The following is a 15876-nucleotide window of genomic DNA, read 5'->3' on the forward strand; positions in this document are numbered from 1 at the left end:
CTGCTAAGTGTGCATTTCCATAAATCTAGCAATAGCTAGATGCTGAAATTCTCTCAAAGGCTATAATTTACATCTGTTGCACCGAGAGATTAACTTGTGGATGTCATATTAGAACGATCGCACGAATTAAAACAAGCCTTAGTTGATTTTGTCCTTGATGCTGAAGGCGAACTGGCACAAGCGCTGGAAACTTATGCAGCAGAACAGTTGCGCCGTGGAAGTGGGGATAATACGCAGCAGGACTTAACCATCGATAGCTTTTTGACAGACGGGAAAGTTGGTGATAAGTCACCATTAGACTTGTTTATCGAAAGCCATCCAGATTTAGCAGAAAGCGATCGCAGACTGATAAACAGTTGGCATCATAGTTTTATTGGCTTGTTTGCCATCACTAATATTTTACCTGATGGCTTTGAATTGACGAACTGGCTAACAGATAAACGCTACATTGTCAAGCCAAACAATACTCAAACATTACAGGCAATATCTCGGTTGAAGGTTGGAGAAATCTTGCTAACTCGCATTTCTCCCGTTACCGATAGCTACTGGACGTTTTCTGGCCCCTACACAATAATGGGTAAATTAGGTAAACCAAAACTTGCCGTAGCAATTGGTAACTTTAAGGAAAACTATAAAAGTAATCTTTACAGCGATGCTCCAGACTTGCTAGAAGAAGCTTGGCAGTCAGTAGAAAAATATCATCAGCAGTTTGTGGACTTTTTTGGCACTGATGAAATCACACTACCTGGATACCAGCTGAATAAAAAAATAGCGGAATTTCAAGAAGTAATTACTGAGAAAACCTTTGCAGCCGCAGGAATTGATACTTCTAAATCTCTGGCGGAAGTAGCAGAAGCAGCTGGAATTGGCGACGAGGAAATCAAAGCAGCCGCACAAGAATTTGGTGCAGATTCCAATGTAGTCTCTGAGATGCTTAACAGCAAAAGCAGCAAAAAAATGGTGATGCCAAAGGTTGATTTGCCTGCTGAACTCAAGAAAGCAGAACAGGTAACGGCTCTCTCTCATCCTCGTTGGGGACAAATGTTTTTACCAACATATAGTAAAGTACAAGCAATCTTATCGGCAGAGGATTGGCAAAGTGTTCAAGGAGCGGAAAAACTAATTCGCTACTACCTCGAAGATAAAAGTATTAATGCTTTTATTTGGCATCGATTAGCGCAACAGTATCCAACTCAATTAGAAAATGTGTTGCAAACATTTTTGCAACGTCCATTTAGGCTTGAAAGTGACTTGGATACACTTTTGCAAGAATTCCACAAACCTATCGAGCCAGAGTTGCCAGACATTGCCAGTGTACCCATACATTTGCATAACTTATTTCAGGAAGCTTTAGGAGAAGTTAACAAATCTAAGCCCAAAGGTAAGGGGCAACAAAAGCCAGCAAAGGGTTTTCAACGAGGTTAATAAATATATGCAACATTTTACCCTACTCATTTAGGGTTCTATGGTTTCTTTTCTTAAAATCGTTTTTAGGAGTGTATAGCTAGCTGTGCGCTCCCACAGAGTATTGTCTGAAATCACGATCAAAAACGAGATCGAGGCTAGCTACTTATATTTAAAGATCGGAAGATAACAGGTAAACAATCTCATCTACAATTTCTTCTGGACTCTCAAGCTTGACTAGAAATCGATTAAAACCAGCATTCAAAGCTTTATAGCTTGAGACTTCCCGTGTATAAGAAGTGATAGCGATCGCAGGCAACTGTCTTATAGATGGGCAAGAATGTACTCGAATTTGCTCAATTAACCAATTTCCATCGCGATCGGGCAACTTCATATTGCACACCAGAATATCGGGATGGAGCGATTCAACTAAGGCAAGGGCTGCTTCTGCATCGGTTAAAGCCATAACCTCCGCACCAGCTGCTTCCAAAATGAAAATGAGCAAATCTGCAATATCTGGCTCATCCTCTACCAGTAAAATCAAGATTCCAACAAGCGGCTGAAGCGAATTTAACTCAGTTTCTTGATTGATTTTTTGATTCGTTGCCATATCGTCCTCTTATTAGCTATCTACTTAGTCTGCTATTTCTATTGCAATGCATAGAACAAAATAAGTATTCAGCCTAAATATACAAACTTGGAGTGAAAAGCTTGAGAACAGGCTTTAATTATTTTTTGGTAATAGGTACTTGGAGATTACCCATTACCCATAACTCATCACCGAGGTTCAGCTTGAGTTGAGACTGTTAATACTTGCGGAGGTGTAGCATCTGGCGGATAGAGAAAGTCAACTTCTACTAAAGAGCGATCGCCTGGTTTCATCTTTAATAAAACTAACGGTTCCCCTGGTTGACCTCTCTTTTGTACTAAATGCACAAATTGAGTTTGCAGCTGATTTTGGTCATTTTTGTAACGTACTCGCACTGTCCCTCGAAAAAATACTTGAGGATCTGGTGTACTCAAAAAGCGTAATCCTGGTTTGACTAACCGATCTTCCTTTAGTGGTGTTTGTATGGATACACTAACAGTTTGAGAACTTTGAGTATTGTTGTATAGTGGCAACTTGAGATTATATTGAATTCCATAGTTACCATGAGCGCGATATGCGGTGTCAGGATAGCGCACCAGCATAGGTGCACTTTGAATTTGACCAGTTCCTAATGTACCGCCATGCACGGTATTCAGAGCGTAAGAAAACACTTGACCAGACTGGGGAATAGTTAAATACTTGGCTTTAGGATTATCTACTAATAAGGCTCTCCATCGCGAACCACCAACCACTCCCGCAACACGCCCATAAATTCTTGGCTTGCCAGTTTCTTCTAAGGGAGTGGGAGTTTTATCTCGCGGCACAGCCAAATCGCCATTATCTAGTAAATTCTGCCACTCTTCTAAAGTGGGCGATCGCTCGCTGCCATCAGGATTCTCGCGTGCAAACATCGCTAGGCTAGCTGCATAGACAGTGCCATCACTTTGCAGTCGGATGAATGTAGACCGACCATTTAAAGGTGGTGTCAATCCCTGTACAGGAATTGGTAAATTGAGTAACATCCGACTTTGCTTTGGTGGAATCTCAATTTGGGCAGGAAAAATCTCTTGTCGCACTCCCCGAAGCACATCAGACATAACGCGATCGCCAGGACCTGCAAAAATTTTACCTAAAGGATTTTGGCTAAAGGATGGTAATTGAATAAATGGTGCATCCGGTTGACTTAAATAACTCGCCGCCTGCCAAATATTTACTTTCACCGGTTCCGAACCAGGGTTATGCAAAATTATCCCTAAATAAAGAGAACGCAAATTCTCTGGTGGTTCAGCCTTCGCAACATGATGAGCAAAAATATCAAATCGTCCCCGAAAGGGAAAATTTAGATGCGCTGTTGGCACTTTTTTCCCATCTGGTGGAAACGTGGAAAGTAAAATTCCTTCTTTCAAAACTAATTCTGGACTATTGCTGTTAAAGGTTGGCACTGTATCCAATTGACCTGGTAAAGGACGTACTTCTTGTGGTTGTACGACTTCTTCAGGTGGTAGCGTGGCAGGAGTTGATTGGGCAATTGGGAAAATTAGTAACAATGGCAACATATACATAGATATTTCTTTCACCATACAGACATTAACAACTTGATGAAAGTGCCAGTTTGTTAATAATTAATACGAAATCGGCAAGAATCCCCATCAAATTTTCTTGATTGAGAACCGGAACGTGGACAAAAATACAACGTGCCGTGAGTTTATTTTGGCTTAAGTATTCCAACACTGAATAGTAAAGACCTTCGCAAACAAATTTCCCACAGTCGTAGCTAATTTGAATTTTTGCTGCTCCCGCCACTAATTTTTCTAAATCAACTTCTGTCTGTAAAACAATTTCTTCGCAGCTAGCACCTGCTTCCACACTTAATTGTGTACGGCTTGCAGCCATGCCACAACAGATGATGTAATCAGGTTGGATTGCCTTGATTTTTTCCATTACCTGAGTACTGGCAAGTTGCACATCTACGGGTAACTGGCGTAAAAAAGTTAAATCATGTGGTATCAACTCAAGTTTGCTCACTTCAAGTAATAAATCATCAGAAGAATTTGACTGTTGATCTTTTAGCCAAGTGTCAAAAGAAGTTAATAGAATTCTTTTCTTCATAACAAATATTATTTAGAATAGAAAAACCCTCCATAATAAATTTACAAGGAGCAGGTAAATGCCAGTAATTGCGGTCGTAGATTATGAGATGGGAAATTTGCACTCAGTTTGCAAAGGCTTGGAAAAAGCTGGGGCAACTCCTAATGTTACTTATTCTCCAAAGGAATTAGAGCAGGCAGATGCTATAGTCCTACCGGGAGTGGGAGCATTCGATCCAGCAGTGCAACACCTGCGATCGCGTGGTTTAGAACAACCTATTAAAGAAGCGATCGCATCTGGTAAGCCTTTTTTGGGAATTTGTTTAGGATTACAAATTCTCTTTGAATCAAGTGCAGAAGGTACCCAACCAGGACTAGGAATTATCAAAGGAAAAGTGCGGCGGTTTCGTCCAGAAGCTGACATAACTATTCCTCATATGGGGTGGAATCAACTAGAAATCACTCAACCAAAAAGTATTTTGTGGGAGCATTTACCGTCCGATCCTTGGGTATATTTTGTCCATTCCTACTATGTTGACCCAATAGACCCGTTAATCCGTGCAGCAACTATCACTCACGGTACTCAAACCGTCACAGCTGCGATCGCTCACGAAAACCTGATGGCAGTACAATTTCACCCCGAAAAATCCTCTAATATCGGATTGCAAATTCTGTCTAATTTCGTTGCTCAAGTCCGCGAAAAAATTCCTGCCTAATTATTTTGTCATTTGTCCTTTGTCATTTGTTAATAAATGAAAATGACCATCTACCTTGAATTAATGCCAATGCCCTATTTGGCCTATGCCCCATGCCCAATGAATAATGAGCCTGAGAATTTACGGTAATCGCCAGCTAAAAACTTTACCAGGGAAAGAAACTAGACCCACTAGTGCGCGAGTCAGGGAGGCAGTCTTTAATATTTGGCAAGGAGAAATTGCTCTTTGTCGCTGGCTAGATTTGTGCGCCGGTACTGGTTCAATGGGCGCAGAGGCTTTGTGTAGAGGAGCCAGCGTAGTAGTGGGAATTGAACAATCGAGCCGAGCCTGTGCCACCATCCAACAAAATTGGCAGCAGTTAGCTAACGCTGACCAAGAATTTCGAGTATTGCGGGGAGATATTACCCAGCAGTTAAAGACTTTATCAGGTAAACAGTTTGATAGAATTTACTTCGATCCACCTTATGCCAGTGGATTGTACCAGCCAGTATTAGAAGCGATCGCTCACCATCAACTTTTAGATTTTAGCGGCGAAATCGCAGTTGAACACGCCTCACAAGGTTGGACACCGCCAGAGATTCCCGCTTGGGAAATTTGCCGCCAGAAAGTTTACGGCAACACATCACTTACTTTCTACAGAATTCGGAATCAGGAATCAGGAGCAGATAAAGGAGATGAAGAACAATATGACTCCTAACTCTTGTACAGACGCGATTAATCGCGTCTCTACTCCTAACTCTTGTACAGACGCGATTAATCGCGTCTCTACTCCTAACTCCTAACTCCTAACTCAGCACTCCCTCATCCCCCCAACTGATTGGGGCGCTTGTATTGCTTATATGCAGCGTAAAAAAGTCCAGCGAGAGTTACGAAAACTAGACCAAGGACAATACCTGATAGCAGGGGTTCAACCACTGTAAATCTCCTCTTTGTAATTATTAAATATTCGTTGCCTGTTTTTGATTTTACCAAATTTCGTATGAATCCTGCGCCCTACAGCCCTTTGGAGTGCGACTGGTCACAAAAAAATAGTCTTCTGTGCTTGCAGACACAATCAAGAACTTTTAAGCTATGTGTAGGAAATGAAAACTTTTTAGCACACCTAGACTTTCAGAGCAAACCTTTTGGATAACCAGATTACCAAACCTGAAATTTTGATTCAGCGGATCGTTTTATTGACGCTGGCTATACTGCTAGCAGTCCCTTTAGGCTTTTTTGGTGTTCAGTTGGTTCAAGCCTCCGATCCATACGTCAAGAGTGTTCTATCCCTAACAGGAAACCCAGTTCAAGGACACGCGATATTTCAAATTAACTGTGCGGGTTGTCATGGCTTGGAAGCAGACGGGCGAGTGGGGCCCAGTTTGCAAGCTGTTTCAAAGCACAAGTCTCGGTATGGACTGATTCACCAAGTGATCAGTGGCGAAACACCGCCAATGCCAAAATTCCAACCTAGTCCTCAAGAAATGGCGGATCTTTTGAACTATTTAGAGTCTTTGTAGACCTAAGAATTTTTGGTTCAGGACTTACGCAACTGACACAAGCAATGGTGTGCGAAGCGCACCAAGCACCCAAAAACTACACAGAAGACATAGCAATATCTGGACGTTTTAGTTGCTCAATTAAATAATTAAAAAGCAATTTGTGCTTGAGCTTGTAAATATCAAACACATTCTGGGTAATTAAATACTTATGTACTACTGGCTAGCGATCGCACTGTGCCAGTTGCGTAAGTCCTGTTTATGAGCAAATTCCGTTAAGATACTTAGCCTAAGTTACAGTTTATGAAATTTAGGTTTTTTGTCGATTCGCGCAATACCTGCGGCGGCTATGCGTAAGCAGATCGCAGATTTAGCTGAAGAGGCGAGAAACATCAACGAAACCTTCATGAAGACTTACAATATTTGAAACTTCTGAATACATGTTTCCGACTTTACCTGATTGATGGGTAAATAAATTATGGCAACCCACAATTATTAGTAGTTCTTGAGCGCGAGAAAATGCAACATTTACCCGTTCTGGTTTCTTCGCAAATCCCACATCTCCATTGTTATTATTGCGAACCATACTGACAATTACAACAGGTCTTTCCATACCTTGAAATCTGTCTACTGTACCAGTACGAATTTCTAGCGAAGGAAAAAGTTCAGATTGCAGACATTCATCGATTTTTCTCAATTGAGCGCCATAAAATGTAATTACGGCAATTTCTTTTTTTGGTTCCCCATTAGCAACTTTAGAAACCCAAGTATTTTCAAACTGATGACACAAACGTTCAATCGCATCAATTTCTGGAATATTAAAGTAAGAAGTTCCGTTTCGTTGCTCTAAAAACTGATTTTCTATAGGCGTTTTTACCCAAATAAGATGCTGAGATTCTTGGATAATTTCGCTTGCTAAATGATGTGCGCGTTTTGTGTCCGCCTCTAAAATACCAGATTCTAGTTTACCGTCATAAAACTGATTAATTGCACCCATAATAAATGGATGCATTCGATATTGTGTAGTTAGCATTTGTTTGATGCTTTCATCAGCAGATTCAAACTGACTTTTAAATAGTGATTCTTCTAAAAACTGTAGTTCGTCTCGTGTATTGCCAATTGTTTGAGCTACTTCTTCTAAAGTGCTAGTATCAAGCATGGGTGGTAATTGGCAATGATCGCCTACCATTACTAGCTTTTTGCCTTTCAAAGCTGGGATTAGTAACTCTGGTGGAGTACACTTACTAACTTCATCAATAATGACGACATCAAAAGATTTAAATTCTTCTGAAAAACCTCTATTTGCAGCCTGAACACAGGTGATTCCGACGACATTGGCATTATCTAAATATATGCGCCTTAAATCGTCGCGTAGGCGTAGCCCGCCGCAGGCATCGCCTTCAGTTGGCTCTCTTAATTTTCCTATCCAATCTTGAACAAAATTCTGATATTTATTAAGATAATTTTCTTCTGTCTGGAGTTGTTGCTGCCAAGATTCAAACTGAGTATTAATCTTGCGTAAAAACTTTATACTAAATAAGTCTGCTTGGGAAATTTCTGGTTTAAATTTATCAGGTATTGTTTGCCATTCTGTCAACCACCAACTTCGTTCTTGCCTTAGGTTTTCTGATAGCTGTGGTTGTGATTTTTGTTCTACCTCACGTAGATTAGTTTGTAATTTTTGTAGATGCTGTAGAGAAGTTTCAGTTTTTTCTTGTAGCTTTGATAAATGCTCTTTTAGAGAATGTTTAATTATCTCCAGTACAGCAAAAGGTTCTAATGATGAGATTAAAGTTTCAAGCTGACTAATGGAAGATTCCCAGTAATTTACTTGATTTGCAAATTCTTGGGGATGCTCCCAAATATTTGATTGTGTTGCCAGATATCTTTCAACTAAAATACGTAATTTAGAAGGGATATTTTTTTGATTAAGCTCCTGCAAGATATTAATCACTCGTCCAAGTTGGAAATTAGCATCCTGCTGTGCTTTTTCTACCTCAGCTTGAGTAATAGATATTTGCTGTTGGCTAACTTTATTTTTCTGAAGTTCATTTAATTGTCCTTGTAGATACTGAAGTTGTTGCTCGGTTTCCGTTTTGACTTTTAAAACGCATTGACGCGCATTTGCAAGGATAACATCTAACAATTCTTGGGTAATGCGGGTGAGAGTAGAGTCGATATTATTCCATTCCCATGATGTACCATAAGTCCGTTGCATTCTAATTAAGAAAACCTGGGTATTCTCAACCAGTAATTTTCGTTGTTTGGGGTTGAGTAGCTGATAATTGTTAAATTGTTGATAGGTTTCTTGCCATTGGGTGCGATCGCTGTTTGATAGCACCATTGGAATCTGGCTAAAATTTTCTTGTAAAAAATAGCTAAAATTATGCTGTTTACCCCGCCTGTCGGTAAAACCTCCATCTATTTCATAAGCGATCGCCTTTGCTAATACTTCCCATTCTGGTAGATTTATTTGATAATTTTTTGGTACTATTGGAAGTTTTAATGTATTAGCAAACATCAATAAACCTAGCGGTAAGTCAACTAAATTTTCTGTGAGTGGTACACCTGATTGATAACATTCTTTTAAAGTTTGATAGAGATGAGAAGATGCTGTAGATTTCCATTCCTTAACTGCTGAGATAATGTAATCTATTTCCCGTTTGCGGTTTTGCCATATCTGGATTGTTTGCTCTATATTTTGCAGTTTGGTATGATATTGCTGATAATCTGGTTGTAACTGATTCAACGAAGCGAAATTTTGTTTGACAACCTCCACTGATGCTGCAACTTCTAAGATGGCTTTACTTGCTTCTTGAGCATAAGTCAAAGAAGTTTTAAATCCAGAAATTTCTATTGCTACAGTTTTACGCAACCAAGCTGCTAAACCAAAAGCACCAAGCGCCGGACGCACAAAACCAAGCTCATCAGTATATTTGATGATTTGACGAACATTTGCTAAAAACTCTTCTATTAAACTGTTACCTTCTGTGTAGGGTTTAAGAAGTGGCAAGAAATCTGTAACTTCTGAAGCTTCCCAGTTGATATTTGGTAAAGTCTTTAATATATTTTCTAATTTTACAATTAGTGATTCAACCTCGTTCTGTTTATCTACAGTTTCGTTGTAATCTTTTTCTTGATTTTGAAAGTTTACCTCTAGTTTTATCTTATTTTCATTGAATTTAGTTTGTTGCTGATTAAATTCTTCCTCTGCTTGGAAGTAAGCAGTAAATCTTTGTGATGATGCCAGTAAGTGAGTGAAAATTTTAATATTTTCTAGCCGTTGAATCAGATTATTTTCGCAGTCAGTTGCAGTATTTTCTAGCCATCTGCCAATTACTTGGTCTTCTAAAAATGGCTGTCCTTCTTCCCCAACTTTTTCGGCTTTACCCTTGCGTACAGCGCGAATTACTGGGTTGTGAACTAATCGACTCAGGGCGTTATCTACTGCTAAATTGGCTTGAGATGCAATTAGAGTGCGTCCACCGCGAAGGGCAATTTGATAGCAAATCTCGGCAATTACGGTAGTTTTCCCAGTACCTGGCGGCCCTTGGATAAGAACAAGATCCTTAGCGGCAAGTACCTTTTCTACTGCTGCTTTCTGTCCAGGATTTGCAGAAGATAATAATAAATCTTGTGGTTGAAGTTCAACAGTTGTTTTGATTTCTCTAGCCTGAGAAGCATCGAATAAAAAGTTACCTAAGTAGGGATTTTGGGTATAACCATTATTCAAATCATCTAAAGCTTTTTTCTTGCGCTGAATCTGCTGAATATCACCAACTGCTTCAAAACACAAAAATCCTGTATCTGGCAACTTATAACGCTCTGCTGCCATGAATTCAGCTAAGTCACGTTCTAATCTGAGGCTGATAATACAACGGTTGGGGTCAACTTCTTCAACAGTCCCTAATTGACGACCGCTAATCCAATTTTTACCGATGGGAGCAGTTTCAAAAAGTTTTAAATCTTCGTTTTTTGTGCCTCTTGCTCGTTCCCAAAAATTATCTACTTCGAGGGAATTTTGATAAAAGCCGTCAAGGGTGGCTGAGTTTACATCAATTTCAAAACTGATTCGTCTTTTAAAATTATAGTTATGACTTACGTAACGCACACAAAATTGACGCGCTTTAGCGATTTTTTCTTCAATTTGCAAAAACGCTTTCCAAGCTTTTAGCTGATCTTCTGTAGGTATATGGTCGCCACAAACTGGTGCGGTAGCGATGCGCTTCAATGTCGCTGGGGGAATATCGAGATGATGCTGATGATTAGCCAGTAAACGCAAGCGACAAGGTATAGCATAGCTGTCGGCGTGTCCCCGTGAGAGTTGTAACAACTGAGCCGAAAGTATTTTTATACCATCGCGTCCATCTTTTTGTACAGCCGCTCTAAATCCTAATGTTTTTTTGAGCTTCTCAAGTCTGGCGGGTAATGGAAAATCATCGGAGTCTGTTGCTATTGTCAAATCCCAGATTTCCTCTCTTGTTTCTTTCCCCGCACCTTTGCGACGCACATAAAATAGAGAAGGCTTTTTACCGACACATTCATACATTAACTGATTGGCGCGATCGCGCCGCTCCCTAAAATCGGAATATGATTTCAAGGCAGCCTCACCTTCAAGATGGCGGATAAAGCTATCAATTGCTGAAGCTATAAATGTATAGCCCCAATCTTCAGAGATGGTTTTAGTTTTCGAGGATTTTGCTGTTAGTTTATTTATCGCTATACGAATACGTTCTGCATCGGATTCTGAAATTGCACTGGTATGGCTTTTGACTGCAATTTTGAGTTTTTCACAAATTACTAATAGCTTCTTGCTATCTAAATTTAATTCTTTTGCTAGTTCGTAGACTCTGATTTTGCCGTTGTTCATCCAGTTAACAATTAAGGGTTTTGATTTAAAATAGTTTGTATTGCTGATAAACTTCACTAGCAGCCCGATGCAACAGGGAATGCCGCCATACTAAAGATTTCATATCATCAGCATAACCGCCGCCAATAACGCAGGCGACGGGATAACCGCTACTCATACAGGTACTCAAAACCTGCATTTCCCGGCGAAAAATGCCAGTATCTGTAAGGGCTAATTTTCCCAAGCGATCGCCTATATGAGGGTCAACGCCTGCATCATAAAATACTAAATCTGGCTTGACTTTAGACAACAAATCTGATAAATAATTCGCTAAAGTTTGTAAATAAGCCTCATCTTCCATTCCCACCGGCAAAGGAACATCCAAGTCGCTGTTTTGTTTTGTACCAGGGAAGTTGACTTCGCAGTGCATAGAGAAAGTAAAAACGCTGTCGTCGTCTTGGAAGATAAAAGCGGTACCGTCTCCTTGATGCACATCCAAATCGACAATCAGGATTTTTTGGACGAGTCCAAATTTTTGTAAAACGCGACAAGCGATCGCTAAATCGTTGAAAATACAAAAACCAGACCCATAACTGGGAAAGGCGTGATGAGTTCCACCAGCCGTATTACAGGCTAAACCCTGACTTAGTGCCAGTTTTGCAGTGAGTATCGTACCACCTACCGCTACACAAGTACGATTTGCTAGTGCTGGACTCCAAGGCAAACCAATACGTCGCTGTGCTTTGGCATCTAGGGTTCCTTCACAGTAGGCTTGAACGTAGCTTGGAGTATGGACTAACTCTATTAATTCTGATGGCGGACGTTCGGGAGTGTGAAATTGTTCTTGATTTGCTACACCATCAGCTAACAGCAATTCGTAGAGTTGTCGGAACTTAGACATCGGGAAACGATGTCCTTCAGGCAGGGGAGCAATATAATCTGGGTGGTAAATAATTGGCAAGTCCATAAGGAAAGAAAATCTCAAGCAGGTAATCCAGCAAATAACAAGGTAAAATTTAGCCATAATCGCAGCAATAGTGCTGTTATCCTAAATGTAAAATTCCAAATTTAAAATTGATATGATCGAATGGATTACGCCAATAGTGTTTATTCTATCTGGCTTTCTGGCTGGAATAATCGGTGAAAAAGTTATCTTCAAAAAACTAGAAACATTCGTGACTAATAAACGAGTTGTCGGGAGTAAAATTATATTTCACTCTCTACACCGGATGACTTTTCTTTGGTTTGTCATTGGCGGTTTTTTTTGGGCAGTTCTGAGCGCTCCCCTCAAGCCAAATGTTGCCATAGTACTGCAAAAAATTCTGACGATGGCATTTCTATATTCAATAACTTTAGTCTTAGCCAAACTGACTGCTGGTTTTGTGAATTTATTTATTCGCAGAGCCGAAGGAGTTCCCACATCACTAATTTCTAACCTGGCTAAAATTACTGTTTTAGTTTTGGGAACATTAATCATATTGCAAACTGTAGGTGTTCAAATTACCCCGATCGTCACAACTTTAGGTATTGGTGGTCTAGCAGTTGGTTTGGCACTTCAAGACACACTTGCAAATTTATTTTCTGGTTTTTACTTAATTATTTCTAAGCAAGTTAGAACCGGTGACTATGTAAAATTAGATGCTGGACATGAGGGATATGTTATAGATATTTCTTGGCGAAATACGACCATTAAAGAAATTTCCAATAATGTAGTCATTGTTCCCAATTCTAAGTTGTCTTCGGCTATTTTCACGAACTATCATTTACCTGCAAAAGAAATCACTTTAACAATGGATGTAGGCGTAAGTTATGATAGCGATTTGGAACAAGTTGAAAAAGTTACTGTAGAAGTTGCTAAAGAAGTCATGCAAGAAATTGCACCGGAATTAAAAGATAGTGAACCATATATCAGATTTCATACTTTTAATGATTTTAGTATAGATTTTACGCTTTATATGCGGGTAAGCGAATATTTCGATCAGCGAATTGGTAAACATCTATTTGTCAAAAAATTACACAAACGCTATCGGCAAGCAGGAATTCAAATTCCTTTTCCGATAAGAGAAGTGTATATGCAAGATAATTCAGCTATGGAAAAAAATTAGTAGTTGCCATGTTATTAAACTAACATGGCAAGCAATATCTATTCTCGAATTTAAACTGCCAATGCTCGTTTTTCTAATGGTAGTTCAAAGCGATCGCCTGGTTTTGGCTCAAGTACCTGCGTCGAAAGATTATTCTTTTCTAATAACGAACGAAATTCCTCAGCAGTTCCTTTAGTTTGAATGAGTTTCATCAGCAAGCCCTCAAAGGACACATCTCCACCAGCAGCAGTAGGTATTATTACTTGAGGCTGTAATGATTTGACGACTTCTAAAGCACTATTTTGCCCTTTAATAATCGACCCAAGCAAAGGTAGCGTCATATCAATAAACGGTGTAATCACTACATCGATAGGTGCAGATTGCTGAAGTTGTGGAGAATGATACCCGTGAGGCTCATAGTATACAGTTAAACCACTCTCCAATTCTTTGAGGAGATAACTATTTTCTACCAGAGTCGGGCCAATTGGAGAGCCAGGGAAAGCCTTGATTTCTACTTGATTATTTAAAGTGAAAGTTTCACCATGAGCCAATACTGTTACTTGGGTGTAATCTAACTGCTGTACTACCTTAGCGGCATTGGGAGAAGCTACAACCTTGATGCTGCGATCTAACAGCTTGAGCGTTGGTGGGTGAGCATGGTCTTCTAAACCCTGAGATAGCAGGATCAAATCAATATTATCTGGGATTGGGCGATTTTGCGATCGCGAACCTTTAAACAACCATTCCAAATTGCTGAAAATCAACGAACCAACCAGCCAAGGGTCAATTAGTATTCGTTTACCGCCGATTTCCAGCAGCCAAGAATTACTGTCGAACCAAGTTAAAAACATAAATTTTGTGAAGATAACGCCTATCTTCATTATCAATCGTGTCAGCTTGCTTAGTAAGCACTCAGTCCAATACCTACATTCGTCCGGTCAACCTCTATATACGGAGTTATTTTAATGTCCGATCTTGGTTTTACTCACATTGCACTTGCAGTTAGTAATGTTGATGCAAGTATCTCATTTTATGCAAAGTATGCTCAGATGACAGTCGTGCATCATCGCATCGATCGAGCAACTCAATCAGATGTTGCTTGGATTAGTGACTTGACTAGACCTTTTGTAATTGTCCTAATTAAAGTACCTAAAGTAGAAGGCGCACTTTTACCACAATCCCATCTTGGGGTAGCTTATCAGAATCGCGGGGAAATCGATCGCCTCTGCAATGAGGCACGCAATGAGGAAATACTGCTGGCTGGGCCAAATGACTGGGGTTATCCAGTTGGTTACTGGGCTTATCTTCGAGACCCAGATGGTCATACACTAGAAATTTCCTATGGTCAGGAAATTAGTTTTACAGTTGAGCAAGCTAGAGATGCGATTAATCGCGTCTCTTAAAAAAATGGTATTACTTCTTACCAGGAATTCGTCCATCTTCATCGTTACTACCACCGTGAGGAGGAGAATTACCTGGGTTACAGCTTTCAGCAGTGAGTACTGAGTTATGACGTTATAAGTTAGAAGTTATCAGTTCAGGAGTTCTGAGTGTGATTATTGCTTTTTTAGTCAGCATGGGCTAAACGCCTCGCTATCCATGTACAGCACTCGTTACTCAGCACTATTTCGCTCAGAGAACATTACTATATTTGAAGAAACACTTTATGAATCTTATTAATGACTGTAACTACACAACAACTTCCAACTCAAGATGCCTTTGAAAAATTCATTTGGAATTGGCAGGGCTACAAAATTCAGTACACTGTCATGGGTACAGGACGCCCTTTGGTATTAGTTCACGGCTTCGGTGCTTCCATTGGACACTGGCGCAAAAATATCCTGGTTTTAGCTGATGCTGGCTACCAGGTATTTGCCATAGACCTTTTGGGTTTTGGTGGTTCCGATAAAGCGCCCATTGATTACAGTGTAGAAGTTTGGGTGGAACTGCTGAAAGATTTTTGCACAGCACACATCCAGGAACCAGCTGTATTTATTGGCAACTCTATCGGCGCACTTTTGAGCTTAATAGTACTGGTAGAACATCCAGAAATTGCTGCTGGTGGTATTTTAATTAACTCTGCGGGTGGTTTGAGCCATCGTCCTCACGAATTGAACCCACCGCTACGGATTGTGATGGCAGCTTTTAATCGGTTTGTGCGATCGCCAATTACAGGTAAATTTGTCTATAACCGCATCCGTCAAAAAGCCCAAATTCGCCGCACCCTCTATCAAGTTTACCGAAACCGTGAAGCCGTCACCGATGAATTAGTTGATTTACTTTATACTCCCTCTTGCGACCCAGGAGCGCAACAAGTCTTCGCATCTATTCTCACAGCGCCTCCTGGTCCAAGCCCAGATGAACTTTTGCCCAAAGTAGAACGTCCTTTATTAGTAATTTGGGGTGCTGACGACCCCTGGACACCAATTACCGGGGCCAAGATTTACGAAAAGGCACGGGAGAATGGCAAAGATATCAAAATTGTCCCCATTCCCAATGCCGGTCATTGTCCTCACGATGAGGTTCCAGATGTTGTCAATGCCCAGATTGTCGATTGGCTAGCGCAAAGGTGATAATAATTTCACCTTTTTGCCTATATGTCTTAGCCCAGGCAGGGTAAAAATGGGGCTAACAATCTGGGTGAGTGGATCTTAATCTTTTAATTGCAC

14 protein-coding genes are annotated in these 15876 nt (G+C 40.2%); 7 read left to right on the forward strand and 7 right to left on the reverse strand.

Annotated features, from left to right (window positions below; genetic code table 11):
• Positions 1-96: 96 nt before the first annotated feature.
• Complete coding sequence (locus NSTC731_RS18910) at positions 97-1425, forward strand: hypothetical protein (protein WP_445626292.1); 1329 nt, start codon at positions 97-99, stop codon at positions 1423-1425.
• 151 nt (positions 1426-1576) lie between these two features.
• On the opposite strand, the gene NSTC731_RS18915 is transcribed toward NSTC731_RS18910, so the two are convergent.
• The 3 genes from NSTC731_RS18915 to NSTC731_RS18925 form a co-directional block, all read right to left on the reverse strand.
• The gene (locus NSTC731_RS18915; RefSeq protein ID WP_445626293.1) at positions 1577-2014 is read right to left on the reverse strand and encodes a response regulator; all 438 of its coding nucleotides are present in this window, start codon (positions 2012-2014) and stop codon (positions 1577-1579) included.
• A 167-nt stretch (positions 2015-2181) separates the two neighbouring features.
• The gene (locus NSTC731_RS18920) at positions 2182-3549 is read right to left on the reverse strand and encodes a DUF3370 domain-containing protein (protein ID WP_445626294.1); all 1368 of its coding nucleotides are present in this window, start codon (positions 3547-3549) and stop codon (positions 2182-2184) included.
• A gap of 31 nt (positions 3550-3580) precedes the next feature.
• Entirely contained in the window at positions 3581-4102 is a 522-nt protein-coding gene (locus tag NSTC731_RS18925) for a pyroglutamyl-peptidase I family protein (protein WP_445626295.1), read from the reverse strand.
• Positions 4103-4160: 58 nt separating this feature from the next.
• Between NSTC731_RS18925 and hisH the strand changes: the two genes are divergently transcribed.
• A complete protein-coding gene (gene hisH, locus NSTC731_RS18930) occupies positions 4161-4796 on the forward strand; it encodes an imidazole glycerol phosphate synthase subunit HisH (protein WP_322674225.1) in 636 nt (211 codons plus the stop codon).
• 106 nt (positions 4797-4902) lie between these two features.
• Positions 4903-5493: a 16S rRNA (guanine(966)-N(2))-methyltransferase RsmD gene (gene rsmD / locus NSTC731_RS18935; RefSeq protein WP_445626296.1), complete on the forward strand. Its 591-nt coding sequence runs from the start codon at positions 4903-4905 to the stop codon at positions 5491-5493.
• A 104-nt stretch (positions 5494-5597) separates the two neighbouring features.
• Here rsmD and petG read toward each other — a convergent pair whose 3' ends face one another.
• Positions 5598-5711 carry a cytochrome b6-f complex subunit V gene (gene petG / locus NSTC731_RS18940; protein WP_063721252.1) on the reverse strand — a complete coding sequence of 38 codons (114 nt, stop codon included), beginning with the start codon at positions 5709-5711 and terminating at the stop codon, positions 5598-5600.
• A gap of 209 nt (positions 5712-5920) precedes the next feature.
• On the opposite strand from petG, the gene NSTC731_RS18945 reads away from it, so the two are divergent.
• A complete protein-coding gene (locus NSTC731_RS18945) occupies positions 5921-6295 on the forward strand; it encodes a c-type cytochrome (RefSeq protein ID WP_445626297.1) in 375 nt (124 codons plus the stop codon).
• A 349-nt stretch (positions 6296-6644) separates the two neighbouring features.
• On the opposite strand, the gene NSTC731_RS18950 is transcribed toward NSTC731_RS18945, so the two are convergent.
• Both NSTC731_RS18950 and NSTC731_RS18955 read right to left on the reverse strand, forming a co-directional pair.
• Positions 6645-11144: a translation initiation factor IF-2 N-terminal domain-containing protein gene (locus tag NSTC731_RS18950; RefSeq protein ID WP_445626298.1), complete on the reverse strand. Its 4500-nt coding sequence runs from the start codon at positions 11142-11144 to the stop codon at positions 6645-6647.
• A gap of 25 nt (positions 11145-11169) precedes the next feature.
• Positions 11170-12090 carry a histone deacetylase family protein gene (locus NSTC731_RS18955; RefSeq protein WP_445626299.1) on the reverse strand — a complete coding sequence of 307 codons (921 nt, stop codon included), beginning with the start codon at positions 12088-12090 and terminating at the stop codon, positions 11170-11172.
• Positions 12091-12202: 112 nt separating this feature from the next.
• Here NSTC731_RS18955 and NSTC731_RS18960 point away from each other — a divergent pair, with 112 nt between their 5' ends.
• Positions 12203-13228: a mechanosensitive ion channel family protein gene (locus NSTC731_RS18960; RefSeq protein WP_445626300.1), complete on the forward strand. Its 1026-nt coding sequence runs from the start codon at positions 12203-12205 to the stop codon at positions 13226-13228.
• A gap of 50 nt (positions 13229-13278) precedes the next feature.
• Here NSTC731_RS18960 and NSTC731_RS18965 read toward each other — a convergent pair whose 3' ends face one another.
• The gene (locus NSTC731_RS18965; protein ID WP_445626301.1) at positions 13279-14058 is read right to left on the reverse strand and encodes an MBL fold metallo-hydrolase; all 780 of its coding nucleotides are present in this window, start codon (positions 14056-14058) and stop codon (positions 13279-13281) included.
• Positions 14059-14172: 114 nt separating this feature from the next.
• Between NSTC731_RS18965 and NSTC731_RS18970 the strand changes: the two genes are divergently transcribed.
• The gene (locus NSTC731_RS18970) at positions 14173-14610 is read left to right on the forward strand and encodes a VOC family protein (protein WP_445626302.1); all 438 of its coding nucleotides are present in this window, start codon (positions 14173-14175) and stop codon (positions 14608-14610) included.
• 276 nt (positions 14611-14886) lie between these two features.
• On the forward strand, positions 14887-15780 hold the full coding sequence (locus NSTC731_RS18975) for an alpha/beta fold hydrolase (RefSeq protein ID WP_445626303.1): 894 nt from the start codon (positions 14887-14889) through the stop codon (positions 15778-15780).
• Positions 15781-15876: the final 96 nt, after the last annotated feature.

Source organism: Nostoc sp. DSM 114167 (genome assembly GCF_052692655.1).